Consider the following 24,983-nt stretch of genomic DNA (forward strand, 5'->3'; position numbering starts at 1 on the left):
CGCAATGACTCAGTCAACTCTTCGTGCGCAACGAGCGCGGGTCGTATGGCGCTTGCAGATGCAGCGTCGCCGGAATCGGCTCTCCCGCCACGTCGATCGTATAGCGCCCCTGGGCGAGCCACGCGGCATCGACAGGCCCGTCCAGGCGCGAGAGATAGCCCATGGCAACCGGGCAGCCGAGCGTGTAGCCGAAGGCGGCCGACGTTACCGAGCCGACCGGCTTGCCGTCGCGCAGAATGCCCTCGCCGCCCCATAGCATGCGATCGCTTGCGCCGTCGGCGCTGAAGACGGCGAGCCGACGCTGCAAGGGCTGGTCGCGCAGCCGCAGAAGTGCGTCGCGACCGCGAAAGGCGATGTCCTTGTCGAGCTTGCATGCAAATGCGAGCCCGGCTTCGAAGGGATTGTGCTCGGGCGAGAGTTCGCGGCCCCACGCGCGGTAGCCCTTCTCGAGGCGCAACGACTCGATCGCGTAGTAGCCCGCATTCACAAGGCCGTACGCTTCGCCCGCCGCATGAAGCGTCTCGTAGACGCCTACGGCGAATTCGACGGGAACGTATAGCTCCCAGCCCAGTTCGCCGACGTAGGACACGCGCGTTGCGCGCACGGTCGCGTAACCGATATCGACCTCGCGGCTTTGACCAAACGGGAACGCCGCGGGGCTCCAGTCTGCTTTCGAAACACTTTGCAGCAGTGCCCGCGAGTGCGGCCCCATCACGGCAAGCACCGCGTACTGGCTGGTGACGTCGACGAGCACGCAGTGCCGCTCGTGCCCAATCGCCTTCTCGAGGTAGTCGAAGTCACGCGTCGCCTGCGCGGAGCCTGTGACGACGAGATACTGGTCTTCCGCCAGGCGCGTGAGCGTGACGTCCGACTCGTAAGCGCCGCGATCGTTCAGGATGCCGGAATAGATCGTGGTGCCGACCGGCACGGCTACGTCATTGGCGACGATGCCCTGCAGGACAGCTTCCGCGTCACGCCCCTTGACGAGCAGCTTGGCAAACGACGTCATGTCGAACAGCGCGACGCGTTCGCGGCAGGCGCGGTGCTCCGCGCCGCTCCACGGCAGCCAGTTCGGCTGGCCGAACGCGTACTCGATGCGCGCCTCGATGGGCTTTGGCGCGAAGAAGTTCGCGCGCTCCCAGCCCATCTTGCTGCCAAAGCAGGCGCCATCGGCGGCGAGCAGCGCATGGAGCGGCGAGCGACGGAATGGCCGCGCCGTGTCGAGTTCCCGATTTGGCCAGGGCATCGCATAGTGCAGGCCTAGTGTTTCCTTGACGCGGTCGTGCAGCCAGGTGTCGTTGCCGTTGAAGCGCGCAAAGCGGCGTATGTCCACGGGCCAGAGATCCATGGTCGGCTCGCCGGCCACGATCCACTCGGCCAGCGCCATGCCGGCGCCGCCCGCCGAGGCGATGCCCATCGAGTTGAAACCCGCGCCCACGAAGAAGCCGCGCAACTCGGGCGCCTCACCGAGAATGAAATTGTTGTCCGGCGTGAACGATTCCGGCCCGTTGTAGAACTGGCGAACCTGCGCGGTTTCAAGCGCCGGCACACGCTGCAATGCATTTTCCATCAGCACTTCGAACTGATCCCAGTCGTCGGGCAGCAGCTGAAACTCGAAGTTCTCCGGAATCCCGTTCATACCCCACGGCTTCGCATTCGGCTCGAAGCCGCCCATTACGAGGCCGCCCACTTCCTCCTTGAAGTAGATGAAGCCGTCGGGGTCGCGCATGACGGGCAAATCGGGATGCACGCCCGCGATGCGCTCGGTCACGATGTAATAGTGCTCCGCCGAATGCAGGGGCACCGTGACGCCGGCCAGCCGGCCGATCGCCTTCGCCCACTGCCCTGCGCAGTTCACGACGAGATCCGCCTGCAACGTGCCTTCGTCGCCGTCCTTGTTGCGCCACGTGACTCCGGTGACGACTCGCCCCGCGCGCGTGGCGGCCGTGTGCACGGCGGTGATTCGCGTGTTCTCGACCACGCGGGCGCCACGCATGCGCGCGCCGCGCGCGAGCGATTGCGTCAGGTCAGTCGGATTCGCCTTGCCGTCACCCGGGAGCCAGACTGCGCCAAGCAGGTCGTCGGCGCGCATCACTGGCCACAACTCGCCCGCCTCCCGCGGCCCGATGACGTCGCAGGTCACGCCATAGGCGCGCGCCGACGCGGCCGTGCGTTTCAGTTGGGTCATCCGCTCCGGCGTGCGCGCCACCGAGAGCGACCCGCATTGCTTCCAGCCGGTGGCCAGCCCCGTTTCGGCCTCGAGTTCGGCATAAAGGGTCGTGGAATAGCGAATGAGCTTCGTCATGCTGTGCTGCGCGCGCAACTGGCCGACCAGACTCGCCGCGTGCCACGTCGTACCGCACGAGAGCACGCCCTGTTCGAGCAGCACGATGTCGCTCCAACCGAGTTTCGCGAGATGGTAAGCCACGGAGCAGCCGACGATACCGCCGCCGATGATCACGACGCGCGCATGCGCAGGGACAGGGGTAGGCATAGGGTGGGCCTCGATGCGGAGTGAAATGCGTTGCGAGGACAGCTACCAGGCCAAATAATGCAACAAGATGCCACACAAAACAACTCAATTTGCCACAAGACGGGCGCGCTTGATGGGGGATATTTGCCTGGTCTGGGCGGCGTGGCATCGCGCACCCGCGAAAATACAACGACGATTCACCCCTCTTCGAGAGGAACGAATCGCTCGGCAATTTGTGGTATTTTGTGGCTTATCCTCGTGCGTCCAGTTCACGGGCACCGCCGCGCTTTCCTTTCCTGAAAGGCAACACCATGCCAGATGACCGCGCCGCCCCACCCCTTGCTCCACCCATGCCGCTGAACCGCCGTCTCGCCGTCGGACGCACCGACTACATTCTGCAAAGCCTCGATGCGAGCGGCTCAGTGAGTGTCGCCGACATGAGCATGACGCTCGGCGTCTCGCGCGAAACGATCCGTCGTGACCTCAAGGCGCTCGCGGAACAGGGCCGCCTGAGTCTCGTCCACGGCGGCGCGGCGAAGCGCGCGGTTGACGAACCGTCGCTTGCCACGCGCGAAGCGGCGAACGCTGCGGGCAAGGCGGCCATCGGCGCCGCGGCGGCGCAGCTCGTCGCCGACGGCATGGTCGTGCTGCTCGATTCGGGCTCCACCACGCTGGGCCTCGCCGCTGCGCTCACGAACCACAGCGACCTCACCGTTATCACCAACAGCCTGCCGATCGGCCTGCTCCTGTGCCGCGCGCCCGGCGTGAAAGTGATCGTGCTCGGTGGCGACATCGAGCCGAACGACGAAGCGGCATTCGGCATCGAGACGATGACCGCGCTCGCCCACTATCGCGTCGACCTTGTTTTTCTCGGCGTGAGCGGTATCTCGCCGGAGGGCGAATTCACCGATTACTCGCGGCTCGCCGCCGAGCAGCGGCATCTGATGATGAACGCCGGCAAGGCGGTCTACGTGCTCGCCGACCACACCAAGTTCGAGCACGGCACGCCCGTCCGAATCACGCCCGTGCCGCACATCGCAGGCGTCGTCGTCGATGCGCCGCCGCCGCCGCGTATCGCTCGTGCGTTCGAACTGCAGCAGTGGCGAGTGATCGTCGCGAGCGGCGAGCGCTGAGCCGCACACACGGGCGCTTGCCCATCCCTCTCCACATCGTTCCTCTGCGCGCACGTAGTGCCGGGTCGCGCTGCCGCTTGCCGCGCCGCATCTGACGCAATCGCTGCCAACGCATCCGCGTATCCCCTGGTGTTGTGGCAAATAGTGGCGTATTGACTGTTTTTGTTGCGCGGCCTAAAGTGACTTCAACACGCAGTCAGACAGTCAGAACAGACCTTCACGGAGACACCCCATGACGGCATCTTCCACGGCTTCCTCCCCTGCAGCTTCAGAAACCGGCGATCCGCTGCTCCTTACGCCCGGTCCACTCACCACCTCGCGCACCGTCAAAGCGGCAATGGTTCACGACTGGGGCTCGCGCGATGCGAACTTCATCGCAATCAACCGCTCAGTGCTCACGCGACTCGTCAGGATAGCGAACGGTTCGGACGACTGGGCGACGGTGCCCATGCAAGGTTCTGGCACCTTCGCCGTCGAGGCCATGCTCACGACCTTCGTGCCCGCCGACGGCGAGGTCCTCGTGCTGATCAACGGCGCCTATGGCAAGCGGGCGAAGCACATTCTCGATATCGCCGGGCGCAGGACCGTGGTGCACGAAACGGCCGAGGACACGCCGCCTGACCTCGCCGCGGTCGAAGCGCTGCTGGCGAGCAACCCGTCCATCACGCACGTGTTCACCGTTCACTGCGAGACGACCTCGGGCATTCTCAACCCCATCGCGCAGATCGGCGCACTGGCGGCCAGATACGGCAAGGGCTATCTCGTCGATTCGATGAGTGCCTTCGGCGCGTTGCCGATCGACGTGCAGGCCATGCACATCGACGCGGTCGCCGCATCGTCCAACAAGTGCATCGAAGGCGTCCCGGGCCTCGGCTTCGTGATCTGCCGCGTCGAAGCGCTCAAGCGCACACAGGGCAACGCCACCACGCTCGTGCTCGACCTGCACGACCAGTGGCTCAACATGGAGAAGACGAGCCAGTATCGCTTCACGCCGCCCACGCACGTGATCGTTGCCTTCCACCAGGCGCTCGATGAGTTCGATGCCGAAGGCGGCGTAGCCGGTCGCGGGGGACGCTATCGCAACAACTGCCGGATCCTGCTCGACGGCATGCGCGCGCTCGGCTTCAGGCCGCTGCTCGCGGACACGCTGCAGGCGCCGATCATCGTCACGTTCCATATGCCCGAGGACCCACTCTTCGTCTTTGCGCAGTTCTACGAAAGTTTGAAGGCGCGCGGCTTCGTGATCTATCCGGGCAAGCTGACCGTGGCCGACTCGTTCCGCATCGGCTGTATTGGCCGGATCGGCGAAAAGGAAATGCGCGCCGCACTCGCCGCGATCGGCGAAGTCCTCGAGGAAATGGGCATGGTCGGTCAGATCGAAAAAACAGCCTGAATGGAGATGCAATGAGCACGCTGAATGACACCGCAGTGGCCGTGAACGGTCGCGAATACCGCTTTCCCGCCGCGCCCGTCGTGGTGATCTGCCTCGACGGTTCCGAGCCGGCGTATATCGAGGAGGCCATCAAGGCAGGCCGCGCGCCGCATCTGGCCAAGCTGCTGCGCACCGGCACGAGCCGCATTGCGCAGTGCGTGATTCCGAGCTTCACCAACCCGAACAATCTCTCGATCCTCACGGGCCGCCCACCTAAAGTGCATGGTATTGCGGGCAACTACTTCTACGACCGTGCGAGCGGCGAAGAAGTGATGATGAACGACGCGCGTTTCCTGCGCGCACCCACGATCTTCGCGGCGTTCCACGACGCCGGCGCGAAGGTGGCGGTCGTCACCGCGAAGGACAAACTGCGCACGCTGCTCGGCAAGGGGCTCGACTTCGCGAGCGGCCGCGCCATCGCGTTCTCGGCCGAAAAAGCCGATCACGCGACACGCGAGCAGAACGGTCTCGGCGATGTGCTCGCGTTCGTTGGCAAGCCGCTGCCCGACGTATACTCCGCCGATCTCTCCGAGTTCGTGTTCGCCGCCGGCGTGAAGCTTCTCGATACGTTTCGCCCCGACCTGATGTATCTCTCGACGACCGACTACGTGCAGCACAAGGCAGCACCTGGAGCGCCGAAAGCCAACGACTTCTACGCAATGTTCGACCGCTACGTGGGCGAACTCGACGCCGCAGGCTGCCTACTCGCGATCACGGCGGACCACGGCATGAACGACAAGCACCGCGCGAATGGGGAGCCGGACGTGCTCTACCTCCAGGATCTGTTCGACGAGTGGACCGGGAAGGGTCGCGCGCGCGTGATCCTGCCGATCACCGATCCCTACGTCGCGCACCACGGCGCGCTCGGCTCGTTCGCCACCGTCTACCTGCCCGAGGGCACCGACACGGCAGGCGCGGCCACGCTCCTCGACAAGCTGCGCAACACCGAGGGCGTGGAACTCGCCCTGACGAGCGATGCCGCATGCGAGCGCTTCGAGCTGCCGCCCGACCGGATCGGCGACATTGTCGTGGTCGGCACGCGCGCCAAGGTGTTCGGCACGAGCGCCGCGCGCCACGACTTTTCCGGCCTGACCGAGCCGTTGCGCTCGCATGGCGGGATCTCTGAGCAGGACGTGCCGCTCATTGTCAACCGCAAGACCGACTGGCCGCAGGGCCGCGCGCTGCGCAATTTCGACATCTTCGATGTCGCGCTGAACCACGTCGCACAAGCCGCCGCCGCTTGACACACGTATCAACACGAAGGCCCCCGCACGCCGCCGCTCGCATTCGCGAGGGGGGCGCGCCCAACCGGATCATAGAACGAGGTATGCGATGAACGTCATGACCAAACCCGCATTCAAGCAGGAGTCCATGCGCATCGCCGGCCGGCAGGTCTCGACCGACGAAGTGATCGAAGTCTTCAACCCCTACACGAACGAAGTGGTCGGCACCGTGCCCGCGGGCCGTCCCGAACACGTGCAGGAAGCGTTCGCCAAAGCGCACGCCGCGCGCCCGCACCTCACGCGCTTCGAGCGGCAGCGCATCCTCCAGACGACCGCCGAAGCGCTGCGCGACCGCAAGGAGGACTTCGCGCGCCTCATCACCGCGGAGTCGGGTCTGTGCTGGAAAGATTCGCTCTACGAAGCAAGCCGCGCCTACGATGTCTGGTCGTTTGCCGCGCAACTCACGATCAAGGACGATGGTGAAGTCTACTCGTGCGACATCAGCCCGAACGGAAAGAACCGCAAGATCTTCACGACGCGTCTGCCGCTGCTCGGCGTGATTTCCGCCATTACGCCGTTCAACCATCCGCTGAACATGGTGAGCCACAAGCTCGCGCCGGCCATCGCAACGAACAACCGGGTGGTGCTCAAGCCCACCGAACTCACGCCGCTCACCGCGCTCGCGCTCGCCGACGTGCTCTACGAAGCGGGCCTGCCGCCCGAGATGCTGAGCGTCGTCACCGGCAATCCTCGCACGATGGGTGACAGCATGATCACGGACCCGCATTGCGACCTGGTCACGTTCACCGGCTCGGTACGCGTAGGCAAGTACATCGCACAGCACGCGGGCTACCGCCGGACCGTGCTGGAACTGGGCGGCAACGACCCGCTCATCGTCATGGAAGACGCCGACCTCGACCGCGCCGCGCTGCTTGCGGTGACGGGCGCGACCAGGAATTCCGGCCAGCGCTGCACGGCGGTCAAGCGCATTCTCGTGGTGGAAAGCGTGGCGGATGCCTTCGTCGAGCGAGTGCTCGTGCACGCGAAGAAGCTCAAGTGCGGCGACCCGATGGACCCCAGTGTCGACGTGGGGACGGTCATCAACGAAGCGGCCGCGCAACTGTTCGAGCGCCGCGTGGCCGACGCCGAAGCGCACGGTGCACGCGTGCTCTACGGCGCCCCCCGCCAGGGCGCGCTCTACGCCCCCACCGTCGTCGATCACGTGCCTTACGACTGCGAACTCGTGCGCGAGGAGACCTTCGGCCCGGTCATCCCGATCATTCGGGTTCCCAACCAGATCGAAGACGTCATCCGCATCTCGAACTCGACCGCCTACGGCCTCTCCTCGGGCGTCTGCACGAACCGCCTCGACTACACCACGAAGTTCGTCAACGAGCTGGAGGTCGGCACCGTGAACGTCTGGGAAGTGCCGGGTTTTCGCACCGAAATGTCGCCGTTCGGCGGCATCAAGGACTCCGGCAACGGCTACAAGGAAGGCATGGTCGAGGCGATGAAGAGCTACACCAACGTCAGGACCTGGTCCATGCCCTGGGAGTGACTGCAGCATCCGGCAGGATTGCGATGCAAGCCGCCAGCGCGCGGCCCTACGAGGTTTTTTTCAGCATCCGAACTCAAGGAAGGTTGAATATGAAAACTCAACTGATCGCCGCGGTGACCTGTGCCTTCGCCTTCGCAGCGGGCTCCGTGCATGCACAATCCGGCGTCGTGACCCTCTACAGCGCGGACGGTCTTCACGACGGCACGCCCAGCTGGTTCGGCAACCAGTTCGAAGCCTTCACGAAGGCAACGGGCATCAAGGTGCAATATATCGAGGCCGGGTCGAGCGGTGTGGTGGATCGTCTCGGCAAGGAGAAGTCGAATATTCAGGCCGACGTGCTCGTGACGTTGCCGCCGTTCATGCAGAAGGCCGCGGCCGACGGCCTGCTGCAACCCTACTCTCCGGCTGGCGCCGACAAGATCGCCGCGCGCGACAAGGATGCCAGGGGGCTGTACGTCGCCATGGTCGACAACTACCCCACGTTCATCTACAACTCCGCAGTGCTCAAGAGTGCGCCCAAGGCCTATACGGACCTGCTCGCTCCGCAGTTCAAGCAGAAGGTGCAGTACTCGACGCCGGGCCAGGCCGGTGACGGTACCGCGCTGATGTTGCAGACCTTCCACGCGTTCGACGGCAAGGACGGCGGCTTCGCGTATCTGCGCAAGCTCCAGGTGAACAACCTCGGGCCGTCGGCGTCCACGGGCAAGCTCACGGCGCTCGTGAACAAGGGCGAACTCTACGTCGCCAATGGCGATCTGCAGATGAACCTCTCGCAGATGCGCGACAACCCGAACATTTCGGTCTTCTTCCCCGCCGGCCCGAGCGGGCGCCGCGCCACGTTCTCGCTGCCCTACTACATCGGTCTCGTCGCCGGCGCGCCGCATACGGACAACGGCAAGAAGCTGATCGACTTCCTGCTGAGCGCCGAGGCCCAGCAGGACGTGAGCAAGTCCGCCTATGGCATGCCCGTGCGCACCGACGTGCATCCCACCGACGCCAACTTCAAGACGCTCAGCGCGATGCTGCAGGGCGTCGAAATCTGGGAGCCCGACTGGAACCAGGTCATGCACGACCTGAAGTCCGACGTGGCAACTTACAACCAGGCGATCTCGAGCAACTAATGGCCAATACCTTCACCATGGAACGCGGGCCTGCGCCGCAGGCCCCCGCGGTGCCGGCGGCGGTCGCGCACGGCGCCAGCGGAATCGGCTTCGAGAATGTCTCGGTGACGTACGGCGGCCAGACTATTCTCGACTCGCTCACGCTCACCGTGAAGCCCGGCGAGATCGTCGCGCTCATCGGCCCCTCGGGCTCCGGCAAGACGACCGCGCTGCGGGCCGTCGCGGGCTTCGTGCAGCCGAGCGCGGGACGCATCGTGATCGGCGCGCGCGACGTCACGCGTTTGCCACCGTATGCACGCAACATCGGCATGGTCGTGCAGAACTACGCGCTGTTTCCGCACATGCGCGTGGAAGACAACGTCGCCTTTGGCCTGCGTGCACGCGGCACCGACGCGGACGCGATCCGCACGCGGGTGCCCGAGTGCCTCGGCCTCGTCGGCATGTCGAAGTATGCGAAGCGCTATCCGCGCGAGCTCTCCGGCGGCCAGCAGCAGCGCGTGGCAATCGCGCGTGCGCTCGCGATCCAGCCCCAGGTGCTGCTGCTCGACGAGCCACTCTCCGCGCTCGACGCGCAGATCCGGCGCTCGATGCTCGACGAGCTGGCGAAGCTGCATCGCAGCCTGCCCTCGCTGACCGTGCTTTATGTGACGCACGATCAGACCGAGGCGCTCACACTCGCGAACCACATCGGCATCATGCGCGACGGCAAGCTGGTGGCCCACGGCGAGACCCAGGGGCTCTACCGGCATCCGCCGAACCGTTTTGCGGCGGAATTCCTCGGGCGTGCGAACGTGTTGCCGGCGCAGCAGCTGGTGCCCACGATCGACGGCTACGCGCGGGTGCGCTGCGGGGATTTTTCGATCGTCGGGCGCAATCATCACGGCCTGCCCGCCGCCAGCGCGTGTTACGTATGCGTGCGGCCGCACGATCTGCACTTCAGGCCGCGCACGGAAGCGTCCAATCGCGTGACGGGCGTCGTGCAGAGCGTGCAATGGCTTGGTGAACTGCACAGCGTCGTGCTCGATGTCGGCGGCGAAGCGCTACGTCTTACGCGTGCGCCGCTCGAAAGCCCGCCGGAGCCCGGCACGGCGATGTCCGTTCACTTCGACGCCGCGGACGTCACGCTCGTACCGGAGGTCGAAGGCCATGGCTGATCTCGTCATTGCGCCGCCCGCGCCGGCCGGCCGCTCCCCGGCCAGCTGGCGCGGCCTCTGGATCGCGCCGCCGCTCGTAGTGCTGGCGGCAATCTTCTTCTACCCGTTCGGCCTCATCGCGCTGCAGGCCCTGGGCGGCGGGGCCGACTCCAGCACTCACACGCTCACGCTCGCGAACTTCGCCGCCGTGCTGCATTCGCGACAGTTCCTGAGCGGGCTTTATCACACGATCGCCATCGCGGTCAGCGCGTCGGTGGGCTGCCTCGTGCTGGGCTTCGTGTTCTCGCTCGTGATCGCATTCGTGCCGTTTCCCGGCGCGCGCTTCGTCGGTCGGCTGATCGATACGTTCATCGCACTGCCAACCTTTCTCGTCGCGCTCGCCTTCACGTTCGTGTACGGCTCGGCGGGTCTGTTGAACCAGTCGTTGATGACGTTCTTCCACCTGAACCTGCCGCCCGTCGACTTCCTGTACACGCAGTGGGGCGTCGTGCTCTCCGAGGTGACGGTCTATACGCCGTTCATCATGCGCCCGCTGCTTGCCTGCTTCTCGCAGATCGACAACGCGCAGATCGAAGTGGCGAGCAGTCTCGGCGCGAAGCCGCTGCGCATCATCCGGCAGATCATCCTGCCCGCCGCGTTGCCCGCGCTGCTCGCCGGCGGCAGCCTCTGCCTGCTGCTGACCGTCAACGAGTTCGGCATCGTGCTGTTCATCGGCGCGAAAGACGTGATCACCCTGCCGCTGCTCATCTACGGCAAGGCGATTCAGGAGTTCGACTACACCACGGCCTGCGTGATCGCCGTCATCAATATCGCGCTGTCGCTCGGGCTCTACGCCTGCTACCGGACAGTCGTGTCACTTTGCGGAGGTCGCCGTGCTGCTTTGGGCTAAATGGGCAAAGGTGTCGACCTGGAGTGCGACGGCGCTGCTATTCGCCGCGATCTATGGATTGCCGGTCGCGATGATCGCGCTCGCCAGCGTGAGCGGACAGTGGAACGGCATTCTGCCGAGCCACCTGACGCTCGCGCACTACGCGCGGGTGTTCCACACGGATTCGGCCGACCAGTTGCGCGTGAGCGTGCTCACCGGGGCGCTCGCCAGTGCGGCGGCACTCGTGAGCGGCACATGGGCGGCACTCGCGTTGCGCGGTATGAAGGGGATGCCGAGACGCGTGCTCGACGTCGTCTTCTTCGTGCCGAGCGCGGTGCCGTCGGTTTCCATCGGGCTTGGATTGCTCGTCGCGTTCAGCCAGCCGCCCGTCCTGCTCAACGGCACGGCGTCGATCGTGTTTCTCGCCCATTTCCTGCTGATTTCGGCGTTCACGTACGGCAATGTGTCGGCGGGGCTCGCGCGACTGGCGCCGGAGTACGGCGAGGTCGCCGAAAGCCTCGGCGCGCGGCCGTTCTACCAGCTGACCCGCGTGACACTGCCGCTCATCGCACCGTATCTGCTCGCGTCGTTCAGCCTGAGCTTCGCGTTGTCGATGGGCGAACTGGGAGCGACGCTGATGATCTATCCACCTGGCTGGGTCACGCTGCCCGTGGGCATCTTCGCGCTGTCCGACCGTGGTGCGATCTTCGATGCGTCGACCCTCACGATGGTGCTGGGAGGCGGCACGCTGCTCGTGCTGCTCGCGCTCTCGCGCGTCTCGACCAAAGCGGCGGTGCGCTGATGATACTCGAGGAGGCAATCGAGGCAGGCGTGCAGGCCGTGTAGCCGAAAACAACACAAAGGAGGCGCCGGATGATCCTGATCGTGCTTCATCTCGCGGGCGGTGTCGCCCTGCTCACGTGGGGCCTGCACATGGTCGAGTCCGGGCTCATGCGCGCGTTCGGCGCCTCGCTGCGGCGCTTCATGGCGCGCAGCCTCGGCAACCGCTTCAATGCATTCTGTGCAGGACTCGCGATCACCGGCGCGCTGCAGAGCAGTACGGCAACTGGCATGATCGCGTCGTCCTTCGCGGCGCGCGGCCTGATGGGAGCGGTGACGGGACTCGCCGTGATGCTCGGCGCGAACGTGGGCTCGACGCTCATCGTGCAGGCGTTCTCGCTCGACCTCAGCTGGATTTCGCCCGCGTGCCTGCTCATCGGCATGGCTTTGTTCGAAAGGGGCAAGGGCTCGCGCAACCGCGATATCGGCCGGGCATCGATCGGGCTCGGACTCATGCTGCTCGCGCTCACGCTGCTCGTCTCGACGGTGCAGCCCGCGGAAACCGCGCCCGCGCTGCGTACGGTACTCGGCGCGCTGTCCGGCGAGCCCGTGCTCAACGCCGCGCTGGCGTGCGTGCTCACGTGGGCCGCGCATTCGAGCATTCCGGTCGTGTTGTTCGTGATGTCGCTCGCGAAGCTGCATACCGTGCCTCTGGACATCGCGATCGCCATGGTGCTCGGCGCGAACGTCGGGAGCGCGCTCAATCCGTACTTCGAGGCGGCGAAGGGGCACGATCTCAGCCGCCGCAGGCTGCCCGCCGGCAACCTGCTGCTGCGCGGCGGCGTGTGCGTGCTGCTGCTCGCCGTGTGCTCGCCGCTCGCGCGCCTGCTCGACACGCTGCCCGGCGACGCCAGCCGCACGATCGCCGATTTTCACACTGGCCTGAACGTCGCCATCGCGGTCGTGTTCATCGGACTGCTCGATCCGGTAGCGCGTCTGCTGGAGCGCATCATGCCCTCGCCCGCTGCGGGCGACGATACGTGCTCGCCGCGCTACCTCGACGAAAGCGCCTTGCAGTCTCCGCCGCTGGCGCTGGCGTGCGCGGCGCGCGAAGTGATCAGAATGAGCGAGATCGTCGAGGCGATGCTGCGCGAGAGCGTGCCGGTGCTGCTTGCCAATGACCGCCGCGCAGTGAGCGATGTCGCGAGCCGTGACGACACCGTGGACGTGCTCCACGACGCGATCAAGCGCTACGTCACCGAACTGACCCGCGAGTCGCTCAGCGAAGAGGACCGGCGCTGGGCATCGGACATCATGACCGCCGTGATCAATCTCGAGCATATCGGCGACATCATCGACAAGAATCTGCTCGAGATCGCACAGAAGAAGATCAAGATGCAGCTGAGCTTTTCGGCGGAAGGCACCGAAGAGCTGCGCATGCTGCATGACTCGGTGATCGACAGCTTTCGCCGCGCCCAGGCCCTGCTCGTGTCGGGGCGCACACAAACCGCCGCGCAGCTCATCGCCGACAAGCAGGCCCTGAGGCAACTCGAACGATCGGCGCGCGAACGCCACCTCGAACGGTTGCGCGACGGCCAGCCGGACAGCCTGGCCTCGAGTTCGCTGCATCTCGACGTGCTGCGCGATCTCGTGCGCATCCAGTCACATATTTGCGCGCTCGCTTATCCTTTGCTGGAACGCGACAAAGCGGATGAAGCGGCGGCGCAGGTTTGAGGGGGCGCCGCTCGCCTGGCGGTTGCTATACCGGCGCAATCGCCGGTTGTCGTTGGTGATTGCGTGCCATCCACTCGCTGAAGAGCTTCACTTTCGGCTGATGTGCCACGCACTCGGGATAGACAAAGTAATAGCGCGCGCCCGTTTCGATTACCGTGTCGAACGGCATGACAAGCCGCTTCGCCACGAGGTCGTCGTCGACCAGCGTGCGGTCGCCGATCGCAATGCCGAAGCCTTGCATGGCCGCGTTTGTGGCCAGATCGAGCGTTTCGAAACTCGGACCCATGTTTGCGTCCACCTGGGTCGCACCAACCTGATCGAGCCACTGTCTCCAGTCACGATGGTCTCGCGTCGGATGCAGCAGCGTAAATTGCGAGAGATCGTCGAACTGTGCGAGCGGCTTGCTGTTCAGCAGTTCCGGCGCGCATACCGGCGTGATCTGCTCGTCGAAGAGCGGCACCGCGTGAACATCGGCGCCTGGGGACGAACCGTAGATGATCGCGGCGTCGAACGGCTCGGCCTGGAAGTCGACGTCATGCTGCCAGGTTGCCGTAATCTGCACCAGCAAGTCTGGGTGCTCGCCCTGAAACCGCATGATTCTTGGCAACATCCAGCGCATGATGCAGGTCGGCACCTTCATGGCGAGATCGGTGCGCTGCCGCGTCAAGCGCGCCGACGTCTCCTCGATGCGCGCGAGGCCCTCCCTCACGACGGGCAGCAGCATCTCGCCTTCGGTCGTCAGCGTGAGCCCCTTCTTTCCTCTGATGAAAAGCGAAAACTTGTAGTAGTCCTCCAGCGAGAGGATCTGTCGGCTCACCGCGCCCTGCGTGAGACACAGGTGTTCTGCAGCACACGTGAAGCTGCGGTGGCGCGCGACCACTTCGAATACCTGCAGTGCGTTGAGTGGAGGAAGGCGTCGCATGGGGGATTCGCGTTTCCGGTTTGACGGAAGCAGGCTAGTGAAGGATCTTTGAAAGGAAGTCCTTCGCGCGACTGGACTTCGGCTGCGCAAAGAACGCCTCCTTGAGATCGTCTTCGACGATACACCCCTGGTCCATGAAGATCACGCGATTCGCCACCTTCTTCGCGAAGCCCATCTCGTGCGTGACGCACATCATCGTCATGCCTTCCTGGGCGAGTTCGACCATCACGTCCAGCACCTCGTTGATCATCTCCGGATCGAGTGCCGAGGTTGGCTCGTCGAACAGCATCGCAATCGGGTCCATCGACAACGCGCGGGCGATTGCGACACGCTGCTGCTGACCGCCGGAGAGCTGGGCAGGAAACTTGTCCGCGTGAGCGCGCAAGCCCACGCGATGCAGCAGCCCCAGGGCCTTTTGCGCGGCCTCGTCCTTGTGCCGGCCAAGCACCTTCACCTGTGCGAGCGTGAGGTTTTCGGTAATCGACATATGCGGGAAGAGTTCGAAATGCTGAAAAACCATGCCCACTTTCGAGCGCAGCTTCGACAGATTGGTCTTCCTGTCGCCGACCGACTCGCCGTTGATCCTGATCTCGCCGTTCTGAAACGGTTCGAGGCCGTTGACCGTCTTGATGAGCGTCGATTTTCCCGAGCCCGACGGCCCGCATACCACGACGACTTCACCTTTTTTCACTTCCGTCGTGCAGTCAGTGAGCACCTGGAACTGACCGTACCACTTCGATACGTTGCTAATGGTAATCATGTGGAAACCTGCTTCTGAAAAGCGTTGAAGTTCATGCGTTCAGCGGTGACGGGCACGCTGGTGGCGGCCTTCGAGCACACGTGCGTACCACGTGAGCGGAAAGCACATCGCGAAGTACAGCAGCGCGACCATCGCGTAGATCGGGAACGGACGAAACACGGCGTTCGTGATCATGGTCCCGGTCTTGGTCAGCTCGGTCAGGCCGATGATCGAGGTGAGCGCCGTACTCTTCACCACCTGCACGAGAAAGCCGACCGTGGGCGGCACGGCGATCTTCCATGCCTGCGGCCAGACGACGTAACGCAGTTGCTGAGGCCATGTCATGCCGAGGCTGGCCGCGGCGCTCCACTGCCCTCGTGGCACGGCTTCGACGCAGCCGCGCCAGATGTCGGCCAGGTAGGCGCTCGTGTAGAGCGTGAGCGTCACCGTTGCGGCGAGCCACGGCGACACTTCGATTCCCACGAGCGGCAGCCCGAAGAACGCGAGAAAGAGCTGCATCAGCAGTGGCGTGCCCTGGAACAGTTCGACGTACAGCACGGCGATGCGACGCAGCCAGGCCAACGGCGACACGCGCATCGCCAGCAGCACGAGGCCCGCGATGCCGCCTCCAACGAACGCACAAAGCGAGAGCAGGACGGTCCAGCGCGCGGCCAGCAGCAGATTGCGCGCGATGTCCCAGAGAGTGAACTCGACCATTACGGACGCTCCTTCGAAAGACCGGACGCCGCCATGCGGGCGCGACCGGAAAACCACGCGCGCAGGGTTGTGCGCGTGGCGCCGGCGCCGCGTGCCGTGCGTCCGGCGAAGAGGCCCTTGCCGAGCCGGTTGATGAGCAGCCGCAGCACGATCGACAGCAGGAGATAGATCACCGTGACGATCACGTAGCTCTCGAACGAGCGGAAGTTGCGCGACTGGATGAAGTTGGCTGCGTACGTCAGGTCGGGCACGGAAATCTGCGAGACGACGGCCGAGCCGAGCATCACGATCAGCACCTGGCCCAGCAGCGCCGGGAAGACGTTGGCGAGCGCCTGGGGCAGCACGACATGGCGGAAAACCTGCCGCCCCTGCAAGCCGAGCGCCATGGCCGCCTGGCGCTGGCCGCGAGGGACCGAGTCGATGCCGGCGCGCACGATCTCGGTCGCATAGGCCCCCAGATTCACGGTCATCGCCAATATCGCTGCCTGCATCTCGTTGATCTGCACGCCCAGCCCCGGCAGCCCGAAAAACACGAAGAAAAGCTGCACGAGAAAAGGCGTATTGCGAATCAGCTCGACGTAGGACGCAACCAGCGCGCGCACCCACCTCGGGCCCGCAACGGCAAGGCTCGCGCCGGCAATGCCGAGCAGGCCGCCCAACACGGTCGAGACCGCCGTCAGGCCTAGCGTCACTTCCACGCCGCGCGCGAGCATACCCGCGTAAAGACCGAAGTCACTAAAGTCGAATGTGTAAGTCATCGCTGCGCCGTCTGTCGTTCAGGTAAGCGGGAGCCGGAGCGCATCAAAGACTGGCCGGCAATGGAGCACGCAGCCATTTGAGCGAGATGGCGTTCATCGAGCCGTCCTTCTTTGCGGCCGCGATGGCGTCGTCGACCTTCTGCTTCAGGCGCGGCTCGTTCTTGTTCAGGCCAACGTGGTCTGGCGAGCTGAACAAGGAGAACTTCTGCTCCGGATCGTTGGCGGGATGACGGGCCATGATGGTCGCGCCAACGTCATTGCCAACCACGAGCAGTTGGGCCTGACCGGAGAGGAATGCGGAAATCGCGCCGTTCGGGTCGTCAAAGCGCTTGATGACCGCGGAAGGCGGCGCCACCTTGGACACGCTCAGATCTTCGAGCGTGCCGCGCGCGACGGCGACCGTCTTGCCGGCCAGATCGCCGGCATTCTTCACCGCCAGCGATTTCGGCCCGAATACCGCGAGATAGTACGGCGCATACGGCTGCGAGAAGTCGATGACCTTCGCGCGCTCGGGCGTCTGGCCAACTGAAAGCAGTATGTCCGCCTTGTGATCCGCCAGATAGGCCATGCGGTTGTCGCCCGTCACTTGCACGAGTTCGACCTTCGCATTCAGGGCCTTGCCGATCAGATTGGCCACGTCGATGTCGTAGCCCTGCGGCTTCATGTCGGGTCCGATCGATCCAAACGGCGGATAGTCCTCGAATACGCCGACACGCACGACGCCCGATTTCGCAATCGTGTCGAGCGCGTCCGCATGCGCGAGCGGCGCGAACGCGCTGAGGCCGGCCATGCCGGCAAGCGCGAAGGCTGCGATGGTGCGAGCCGCGAGGCGCTGCATGGGGTTCGTGGTGACGTGAGTGGTGTTCATGACGGATGTCTCCTTCCAACTGCTTCTTTGGGGGGTAAAAAATTTCGACGCGAAATTTCAGTGCGCGGTATGCGCCGGAATCAGCCTGCACGCGTGGGCCGGCATCTCGGCGAGCACGGGTCGCCCCACTTCGAGGTCCGGCGTCTCGCGGGGGGTGGTAGCGGCAGTGAGCGTGAAGCCGTCGCAATCGATCGTCGCTTCGATCTGCGCGCCCACGTCGCGAACAAACGTCACCTTGCCGGCCACGACGTTCGGACCGGGATTCGCAGTCATCGGCCGCACACACACGTCTTCCGGACGAATCAGCAGGCGGATGTCGCCCGAGCGCTCCGGCGCGCGCATCGCGGCATTGACGGCGATCCGCTGGCCGCCCGGCAGCGCGATGCCGGCGTCGGCTTCGAGCGTCACGGGCAAGATGTTGCCGAGGCCGATGAAGTCCGCCACGAATTCATTCACGGGATCGCGGTAGATGTCGAGCGGCCTGCCGACCTGGGCGATGCGCCCTTTCTGCATCACGACGATCTCGTCGGCCATCGTCATCGCTTCGCGCTGGTCATGCGTGACCATGATCGTCGTGATGCCAAGCCGCTGTTGCAGCAGGCGAATCTCGACCTGCATCGCTTCACGCAGCTTCGCATCGAGCGCCGAAAGCGGCTCGTCGAGCAGCAGCAGTTTCGGCGACGAGGCAATCGCACGCGCAATCGCCACGCGCTGGCGCTGCCCGCCGGAAAGCTGCGTAACGGGCCGGTTCGCCATGTGCGGAAGCTGGATCAGGTCGAGCAGTTCGGCCACGCGCTTCGCTTGTGCGCGCTTGTCCACGCCACGCAAACGCAGCGGATAGGCGACATTGGCGGCAACGGTCATATGCGGGAACAGCGCGAGCGACTGAAACACCATGCCAAAGTCGCGCCGGTTGGCCGGCACCTGCGTGAGGTCGCGCCCCGCGAATATCACCGATCCGGAAGTCGGCGTCTCCAGGCCCGCGATGATACGCAGCAGGGTTGTCTTGCCGCAGCCCGAAGGCCCGAGAAAACACACCAGCTTGTCGTCCGGAACGTTGAGATCGACGTGGTCGACCGCGAACGCGTTGTGAAAGCGCTTGGTGATGGCCTGCAAAGACAGATGAGTCATGAGAGTTCCTTTGTGCCCGGGGACCGCGTGAGGGGCGGCGATCAGAGCGCCACGCCTTCGTCGCCGACGAGCTTTTCGAGCAGCCAGATCAAGGCGAAGTCGATCAGCACGATGAAGACCGCGAACGAAAACACGGTTGGGTCGAGCGACGAAACGGTGCGGCTGTAGAGCCAGACAGGCAGCGTCATCGTGTTGATGCCGTAGAGGAAGAACGTCACCGTGAATTCGTTAAACGAAATGATGAATGCGAAGAGCATGCCCGCGAGAATGCCGGGACGCATGAGCGGCAGCACGACGTCGACGAGCGCACGCCGCGGGCTCGCACCCATCACGCAGGCGGCTTCCTCGAACTCCGGTCCGATCGACGCAACCGATGCCGCGCAGTTCTTCACCGTGAACGGCAGCGCCAGGATGACGTGCGCAATGACGAGCCGCCCCATGCCCAGTTCCACCGGCAGGACATTGAAGACGAGCAGCAGCGAAAGCCCCAGCATCACGAGCGGATAGACGAGCGGCAGCGCGACCAGTTGCTCGATCACGGCCTTGCCGCGAAAGCGGTAGCGCGAGAGCGCGTAGGCAGCGGGCACGGAAACGGCGGCGGCGATGAACATCGTCGAGACCGCGACGATGAGGCTCGTCGTGAGCGCCGTGCCCATGGACAGCACGTCGCTCGCATCGGGCGACACGAACGTGTGCCATGCGGCCCGATACCAGTGCAGGCCGAAGCTCTGTGGCGGAAATTCGAGCGTGTCCGAATTGCCGAACGACATCGTGATCATCGTCAGAATCGGCAGCGCGGCGAGAAAGAGCACGATCGTCGCGAACCATCCGGTCAGGCGGCTGAGGCGGCCGGGCATCGTCAGGGGAATACGCAAGGCATTCATGAGCGGGACTCCGCGTGGCGTTGCAGGTTGCGCACCAGTCGTTGCGAGATGGCCATCACCGCAAGCGTCGCGGCCATCAGAACGACACCCGAGGCAGACGCGGCCGGCCAGTTCAGCAACGGCGCGACCTGATCGTGCACGAGCACGGCGAGCATCGGCACGCGGCGTCCGCCCAGCAGCAATGGCACCGCGAACGCGCTGGCGTTATAGGCGAACACGAGCAGCGCGCCCGAGACGATGCCAGGCATCGCCAGCGGCAGCATCACGTGGCGCAGCGTCTGCCAGCGGCTTGCGCCGAGGGTAGCCGCCGCCTCTTCGTACGAGCGCGACACCGCACGCATCGCGCTCGAGATGGGAAGCACGGCGAGCGGGAACGCCGTTTGAATCAGTCCGAGCAGCACGCCGTTCTCGCGATACAGCCACGACACCGGACGCCCGATCAGGCCGGTGGCCATGAGCACGTGATTGACGAGGCCCGCAGGCCCCAGCATCACGAGCCACCCGTAGCCCTGCAGCAGCAGATTGACCAGCAGCGGCAGCAGCACACCGGCCAGCAGGAGGCGCCGCGCGGTGCGCGACTGCGTACGCGCCATCGCGAGTGCCACGGGAATCGCCAGCACGACGGCGACGATCATGCTCTGGAAAGCCAGCCGCAAGGTCAGCCAGAGCGAGCGCAGGAAGTAGGCGTCCCCGAGGTCGACGTAATTCTGCAGCGTGAAGGCATGCCACTCGTTGCCTGGCACACCAAAGCTCATGCGCAGCACGGCGAGCGCCGCCGCGATCAGCACGGCGAGAAACGCGAGGATCGGCGCGAGCAGCAGCAACGGCGGCACGCGCGGCAGCGCCGTTGCGGTGCCGGGCTGGGCTGTCGATTCGCCGGCCTGCGCCGGCGTGCCCGCGCGATGTGAAGAGAGGGCTGACATGGCGCTTACGCGGAAAAGATCTCGGTGAAGCGCTTGATCCACGCAGGCTGCAACGCGGCGAGCGCCTTGTCGTCGTGGAGCACGGCCTTCTCGGCGATCTGCTGCGGCGACGGCACGAAGGCGCGGCTTTCGGCGGGAATGACCGCGCGCGAGTTCACCGGACCGTTGAGCACGTCGGCGGCCATGCGGCCCTGCACGCCGGCATCGAGCGAATGATTGATGAAGGCATGGATGAGATCGACATCGCCGGGATGCGACTTCGGAATCACCGTAAACATCAGCTGGGTTGCGAAGCCCTCTTTCATGCCGTAGGTCACGGCCATCTTGTACTCGGGCTTGCGGATCTGCTCCGGGAAGAATGCCGGTGCATAGATGCCGCCGATGTCGAGCGAGCCGGTGCGGAACAGGTCGGCGACCTGGTTCGGGTTTTCGCCGAGCGTCAGCACGCGGTCCTTCAACTGGGCGAGCTTCTTGAACCCCGGATCGATGTTCTGCTGCGAACCGCCCGCCATCTTCGCGGCGATGATCGCGAGATCGACCGCTTCAGCCCACTCGGGCGGCGGCAGGAACAGGCGTCCCGCATACTTCGGATCCCAAAGGGCTTCGTACGTCGAGGGGGCGGCCTTCACGGTGGACGTGTTGTAGACGAGGCCGTCCGACCACAGCAGGTAGCCGACGCCGAATCCATTGGCGCCCGTGCGGTATTGCGGCGCGACGTCTTTCAGGTTGGGCAGCTTGTTCAGATCCGGCTTCATCAGCAGGCCCGCATCGGCGAGACCGGAGGCGCCGACCCCGGCAAGCGTGATCACGTCGTAGGTCGGCCGGTCGCCGGCCGCCTTGAGTTTCGCGACCATGCCGGAGGTGCCATCGGCGCGGTCGGCGATGACCTGCGCGCCGGTCTTCTGGCTGAACGTGGCGGCGATGTTGCGCAAGGCCGCTGCGCCGGTGTCGTCGGACCAGGTGAGCAGCCGCAGGGTCTTGCCCGCATAGCTCTTTTCCTGTGCCCTGGCAGTACTGATGAATGGCATGGGCAAGGCCGATGCCGCCAGAGCCGTGCCGATTGCCTGAATGGCCTGCCTTCTCCCCAGCTTGATCCCCTGCATGGTCATCTCCTGATTGAACCGTATGGGCGCTGCCCAATGCGCGCTGCCATTACCAAAAATCACGCGAACGTGCTGCGTGAATGGACTCTACGTGCGTCAAAAACCCGCAACAAACGAAATCTCTGCATGCGCGCCATGACAAAAGCTCATGCACCGCGAACGTTTTCCGGAGCCGCGGCGGCCCCGGCAGGCATGAGCACCTGCTTGATTTCCTGGAAGGCGGCGAGCCCGAACGGACCCAGCTCGCGCCCGATGCTGCTGCGCTTGTAGCCGCCCCATGAGGTCTGAGGAAAGATGACCTGCGGCGCGTTGATCCAGACGACGCCCGCTTCCAGTTCGGCCGCCACGCGCCTGCCCCGCCCGGCGTCACGCGTGACGACCGTGGCGACCAGGCCGAACTCGGTATCGTTGGCCGCGCCGATGGCCTCGTCCTCGGTATCGAAGCTGCGCAGACACAGCACGGGGCCGAAGATCTCGTCGCGCCACAGCGGGCTTTCGGCCGGGATATCGACGAACATCGTCGGTTTCACAAAGTAGCCGGGACCGGCTGGCGCCTCGCCTTCGATCACGAGACGCGCGCCGTCGGCCTTGCCGTGCGCGATGCAGCGCTGCACGCGGTCGTACTGCGCGCGGTTGGTGAGTGGCCCCATCTGCACGCCGGGCTGGAAAGGATCGCCGACGACCGTGCGCGTTGCGCGGTCGGCGAGCCGCGCCGCGAGTGCGTCCGCTATCGGTCGCTCGACCAGTACGCGCGAAGTGGCCGAGCACATCTGGCCGGCATTGAAGAACGCGCCGCCCGCAACGAGGTCGGTGGCGAGATCGAGGTCCGCATCGGCGAACACGATAATGGAGGACTTTCCGCCCAGTTCCAGACTCACGCCTTTGATCGTATCCGCAGCGGTTTTCATGACCTGCGCCCCAACCGCAGTGCTGCCGGTAAAGGAAACCTTCGCGACGAGCGGGTGTGACGCCAACGGCGCCCCGACTTCGGTGCCCGTGCCCGTCACGACGTTGACCACGCCTCTCGGCACACCGGCCTCCGCGATGATTGCCGCAAGCTCCAGCTCAGGCAGGGGCGTTATTTCGGATGGCTTGAGAATGACGGTGCAGCCGGCCGCAAGCGCAGGCGCGAGCTTCCACGCCGTCGTGACCATCGGGAAATTCCACGGCACGATCAGCGCGACCACGCCCGCCGGCTCGCGCCGGACGCTCGCCCGATAGTCGTCGCTGGGAATGGCAACCACGGACTCGCCGACTGCGTCGAGTTGTTCGGCGAGGCCCGCGTAGTACTCGAACGTGGCGATCACGTCGCTCACGTCGATTCGCGCTTCCTCCAGCGGTTTGCCGTTGTTGAGCGACTGCAGCGCCGCCAGATGCTCGCGCCGGTCGCTCACGCCGCTGGCGATCGCACGCAGCAAGGTTGCACGCTGCGCGGCGGTTGTCTTCTTCCAGGTGCGGAAGGCCCGCGCGGCGGCACGCACCGCGCAATCGACATCGGCGGCGTTGCCAGCCTCGACGTGGGCAATCGTTTCTTCGGTCGATGGGTTGACGACCGTCAGACGCCGCCCGCCCTCGCCCGCGCACCAGAAGCCGTCGATGTAGAGCTGCGTACGCAGCTCGAACCCTTCATGCTGCTTCATGCCGGCACCCGCGCAAACCAGTCGGCTTCGTTCACTTCGACCACGGTCGGAATGTCGCGCGATACGGCTTGCTGCAGCTCGGCAGCAAGCGCATCGGGCGTATCCACGCGAGCCGCCACGCAGCCGAAACCGCGCGCCAGTGCGAGAAAATCCGGCGTGTGGATATCGACGCCGACCGGCACGATGTCGCGCGCCGTCATGTAGCGGCGAATCTCGCCGTAGCCGAAGTTGTTCCACAAGAGAACCACCACGGGTACCCTGGCTTCCACGGCGCTCGCGAGTTCCGGCAGCGTGAACTGCAGACCGCCGTCGCCGATCAGGCAAACCACGGGGCGATCGGGCGCCGCGAGCTTCGCGCCAATCGCCGCGGGAAGCCCATAGCCCAGCGTGCCGTAGCCAGTCGACGAGTTGAACCATGAACGCGGCTGCGGTGCGTCGTGCACGAAGTTGCCCGCATACACGGGACTGGTCGAGTCGCCCGCGATGATGACGTGTGGTAACGCGGCAGTGATCGTGTCGACAAGGCGCTTCTGCGAGCGTGTCGGCGCGTCGTAGCCGGCCTCCACGGCCTGCCGCGCGAGCGCGACCCGCTGCGCGCCCCACTCGCGCTGACGCGCCGACATGATGCGTTCATGCAGCCGCGTCGACAGGCTGCCAAGCGCTTGCCGCGAGTCGGCGGGGATGGCCACGTCGGGACTGAAGTTGCGCATCAGTTGCTGCGCGTCGATGTCGATGCGGATCAGCCGGCCCTCGATCGAAAAGCCGCCGTCGAACACCACGTCGTAGTCGGTTTCGCCCAACTCGGTGCCGACCGCGAGCACGACGTCCGCTTCGCGGGCCAGCGCCCGCGTTGGCGGCAGCGATTGCGTCGAGCCGAGCAACAGCGGATGCTCGGGCGGCAGCAAGCCCTTGGCGTTGATCGTCAGCGCAACCGGCGCCTGCAGGCGCTCGGCGAGTTCCTGCAGTTCGGCCGCGGCGTGCAGCGCGCCACCGCCAGCGAGAATCAGTGGACGGCGCGCCGTGGCAAGCAGGTCTGCCGCCGCAGCGAGGGCCACCGGGCACCCCGCCGGCCTCGCTGGCAGGACGACTGGCATCAGGTTCATGCCGCGAGCGGGTGCGACGATTACGTCCAGCGGAATCTCGATGTGCACCGGACGCGGCCGCGCGCCGCCGAAAACGGCGAATGCGCGGGCCAGCACCTGGGGCAGTTCCGCAGCATCGAGCAGCGTGTGCGAGAACGCGGTGAGCCCAGTGAATACGTCGCGCTGCGATGGCAGTTCGTGCAGGCGTCCGTCTCCGTTGCCCAGTTCGCGGCGTGCATTCACGCTCGATATCACCAGCATCGGAATGGAGTCGGCATACGCCTGTGCCATCGCGGTCGCGATGTTTGTCATGCCAGGCCCCGTGATGATGAAGCACACGCCCGGTTTCCCGGTCACGCGTGCATAGCCGTCCGCCATGAAGCCCGCGCCCTGTTCATGGCGCGGCGTGACGTGGCGGATGGACGAAGCGGCGAGACCCCGATAAAGCTCGACCGTATGCACGCCCGGAATGCCGAACACGTACTGGACGCCGTATCCTTCGAGCAGGGTGACGAGTGCCTCGCCGCAGGTTTGGCCCGTTGTATGGGGCCATTGCATTGGCCGCGCGCCGGCTTCCTCGAAGCTGGCGGTGAATTCCGGATAGTTCATGGATGGTCGCGTTCCTGGTTGGTACCGTCCGATGCAGATGCCGGCCCGATTGGCCTATGCACACGCATCTGCGTCGTTGTCCAAACCATTCTCGGCGGCGCCGCGCGGCGCGGACAATCGATATGTTTTCA

21 protein-coding genes are annotated in these 24,983 nt (G+C 65.2%); 9 read left to right on the forward strand and 12 right to left on the reverse strand.

Going from position 1 to position 24,983, the window contains the following annotated elements; translation table 11 throughout:
- Window positions 1-13: 13 nt before the first annotated feature.
- Window positions 14-2,494, reverse strand: a complete 2,481-nt coding sequence (locus ACOJB8_RS05260; RefSeq protein WP_475011335.1) for a GcvT family protein — start codon at window positions 2,492-2,494, stop codon at window positions 14-16.
- A gap of 290 nt (window positions 2,495-2,784) precedes the next feature.
- Here ACOJB8_RS05260 and ACOJB8_RS05265 point away from each other — a divergent pair, with 290 nt between their 5' ends.
- The 9 genes from ACOJB8_RS05265 to ACOJB8_RS05305 all read left to right on the forward strand — a co-directional run bounded on the left by ACOJB8_RS05265 (window position 2,785) and on the right by ACOJB8_RS05305 (window position 13,476).
- Entirely contained in the window at window positions 2,785-3,606 is an 822-nt protein-coding gene (locus tag ACOJB8_RS05265) for a DeoR/GlpR family DNA-binding transcription regulator (RefSeq protein WP_475011336.1), read from the forward strand.
- 232 nt (window positions 3,607-3,838) lie between these two features.
- Entirely contained in the window at window positions 3,839-4,999 is a 1,161-nt protein-coding gene (locus ACOJB8_RS05270; RefSeq protein ID WP_475011337.1) for a 2-aminoethylphosphonate--pyruvate transaminase, read from the forward strand.
- A gap of 11 nt (window positions 5,000-5,010) precedes the next feature.
- A complete protein-coding gene (gene phnA, locus ACOJB8_RS05275) occupies window positions 5,011-6,282 on the forward strand; it encodes a phosphonoacetate hydrolase (protein ID WP_475011338.1) in 1,272 nt (423 codons plus the stop codon).
- Window positions 6,283-6,370: 88 nt separating this feature from the next.
- Window positions 6,371-7,819 (forward strand): phosphonoacetaldehyde dehydrogenase, encoded by a 1,449-nt coding sequence (phnY, locus tag ACOJB8_RS05280; protein WP_475011339.1) that lies wholly within the window; start codon window positions 6,371-6,373, stop codon window positions 7,817-7,819.
- A gap of 89 nt (window positions 7,820-7,908) precedes the next feature.
- On the forward strand, window positions 7,909-8,940 hold the full coding sequence (locus ACOJB8_RS05285) for a 2-aminoethylphosphonate ABC transporter substrate-binding protein (RefSeq protein WP_069267228.1): 1,032 nt from the start codon (window positions 7,909-7,911) through the stop codon (window positions 8,938-8,940).
- Window positions 8,940-10,094 (forward strand): ABC transporter ATP-binding protein, encoded by a 1,155-nt coding sequence (locus tag ACOJB8_RS05290; protein ID WP_475011341.1) that lies wholly within the window; start codon window positions 8,940-8,942, stop codon window positions 10,092-10,094. Before ACOJB8_RS05285 ends, ACOJB8_RS05290 begins: the two co-directional genes overlap by 1 nt.
- Window positions 10,087-10,983 carry a 2-aminoethylphosphonate ABC transporter permease subunit gene (locus ACOJB8_RS05295; protein WP_069267227.1) on the forward strand — a complete coding sequence of 299 codons (897 nt, stop codon included), beginning with the start codon at window positions 10,087-10,089 and terminating at the stop codon, window positions 10,981-10,983. The genes ACOJB8_RS05290 and ACOJB8_RS05295 overlap by 8 nt, the downstream gene beginning before the upstream one ends.
- Complete coding sequence (locus ACOJB8_RS05300) at window positions 10,967-11,764, forward strand: ABC transporter permease subunit (RefSeq protein ID WP_368619674.1); 798 nt, start codon at window positions 10,967-10,969, stop codon at window positions 11,762-11,764. Before ACOJB8_RS05295 ends, ACOJB8_RS05300 begins: the two co-directional genes overlap by 17 nt.
- A gap of 71 nt (window positions 11,765-11,835) precedes the next feature.
- The gene (locus ACOJB8_RS05305; protein WP_475011343.1) at window positions 11,836-13,476 is read left to right on the forward strand and encodes a Na/Pi cotransporter family protein; all 1,641 of its coding nucleotides are present in this window, start codon (window positions 11,836-11,838) and stop codon (window positions 13,474-13,476) included.
- A gap of 25 nt (window positions 13,477-13,501) precedes the next feature.
- Here ACOJB8_RS05305 and ACOJB8_RS05310 read toward each other — a convergent pair whose 3' ends face one another.
- The 11 genes from ACOJB8_RS05310 to ACOJB8_RS05360 all read right to left on the reverse strand — a co-directional run bounded on the left by ACOJB8_RS05310 (window position 13,502) and on the right by ACOJB8_RS05360 (window position 24,852).
- Window positions 13,502-14,398: a LysR substrate-binding domain-containing protein gene (locus ACOJB8_RS05310; protein WP_069267224.1), complete on the reverse strand. Its 897-nt coding sequence runs from the start codon at window positions 14,396-14,398 to the stop codon at window positions 13,502-13,504.
- 34 nt (window positions 14,399-14,432) lie between these two features.
- Entirely contained in the window at window positions 14,433-15,158 is a 726-nt protein-coding gene (locus tag ACOJB8_RS05315; RefSeq protein WP_321922437.1) for an amino acid ABC transporter ATP-binding protein, read from the reverse strand.
- Window positions 15,159-15,197: 39 nt separating this feature from the next.
- Window positions 15,198-15,854 carry an amino acid ABC transporter permease gene (locus ACOJB8_RS05320; protein WP_069267222.1) on the reverse strand — a complete coding sequence of 219 codons (657 nt, stop codon included), beginning with the start codon at window positions 15,852-15,854 and terminating at the stop codon, window positions 15,198-15,200.
- A complete protein-coding gene (locus ACOJB8_RS05325) occupies window positions 15,854-16,612 on the reverse strand; it encodes an amino acid ABC transporter permease (protein WP_475011344.1) in 759 nt (252 codons plus the stop codon). Before ACOJB8_RS05325 ends, ACOJB8_RS05320 begins: the two co-directional genes overlap by 1 nt.
- A 43-nt stretch (window positions 16,613-16,655) precedes the next feature.
- Window positions 16,656-17,450, reverse strand: a complete 795-nt coding sequence (locus tag ACOJB8_RS05330; RefSeq protein WP_475011641.1) for a transporter substrate-binding domain-containing protein — start codon at window positions 17,448-17,450, stop codon at window positions 16,656-16,658.
- Between the two features lie 87 nt (window positions 17,451-17,537).
- Entirely contained in the window at window positions 17,538-18,611 is a 1,074-nt protein-coding gene (locus ACOJB8_RS05335) for an ABC transporter ATP-binding protein (protein WP_475011346.1), read from the reverse strand.
- Window positions 18,612-18,652: 41 nt separating this feature from the next.
- Window positions 18,653-19,495, reverse strand: a complete 843-nt coding sequence (locus ACOJB8_RS05340; RefSeq protein WP_475011348.1) for an ABC transporter permease — start codon at window positions 19,493-19,495, stop codon at window positions 18,653-18,655.
- A complete protein-coding gene (locus ACOJB8_RS05345) occupies window positions 19,492-20,418 on the reverse strand; it encodes an ABC transporter permease (protein WP_475011349.1) in 927 nt (308 codons plus the stop codon). Before ACOJB8_RS05345 ends, ACOJB8_RS05340 begins: the two co-directional genes overlap by 4 nt.
- 5 nt (window positions 20,419-20,423) lie before the next feature.
- Window positions 20,424-21,521, reverse strand: coding sequence for an ABC transporter substrate-binding protein (locus tag ACOJB8_RS05350; RefSeq protein WP_342948060.1), 1,098 nt, complete (start codon window positions 21,519-21,521; stop codon window positions 20,424-20,426).
- A 146-nt stretch (window positions 21,522-21,667) separates the two neighbouring features.
- On the reverse strand, window positions 21,668-23,161 hold the full coding sequence (locus tag ACOJB8_RS05355) for an aldehyde dehydrogenase family protein (RefSeq protein WP_475011351.1): 1,494 nt from the start codon (window positions 23,159-23,161) through the stop codon (window positions 21,668-21,670).
- Entirely contained in the window at window positions 23,158-24,852 is a 1,695-nt protein-coding gene (locus ACOJB8_RS05360) for a 5-guanidino-2-oxopentanoate decarboxylase (RefSeq protein WP_475011353.1), read from the reverse strand. Before ACOJB8_RS05360 ends, ACOJB8_RS05355 begins: the two co-directional genes overlap by 4 nt.
- Window positions 24,853-24,983 lie beyond the last annotated feature (131 nt).

The organism is Paraburkholderia sp. BR10141, from assembly GCF_056155635.1.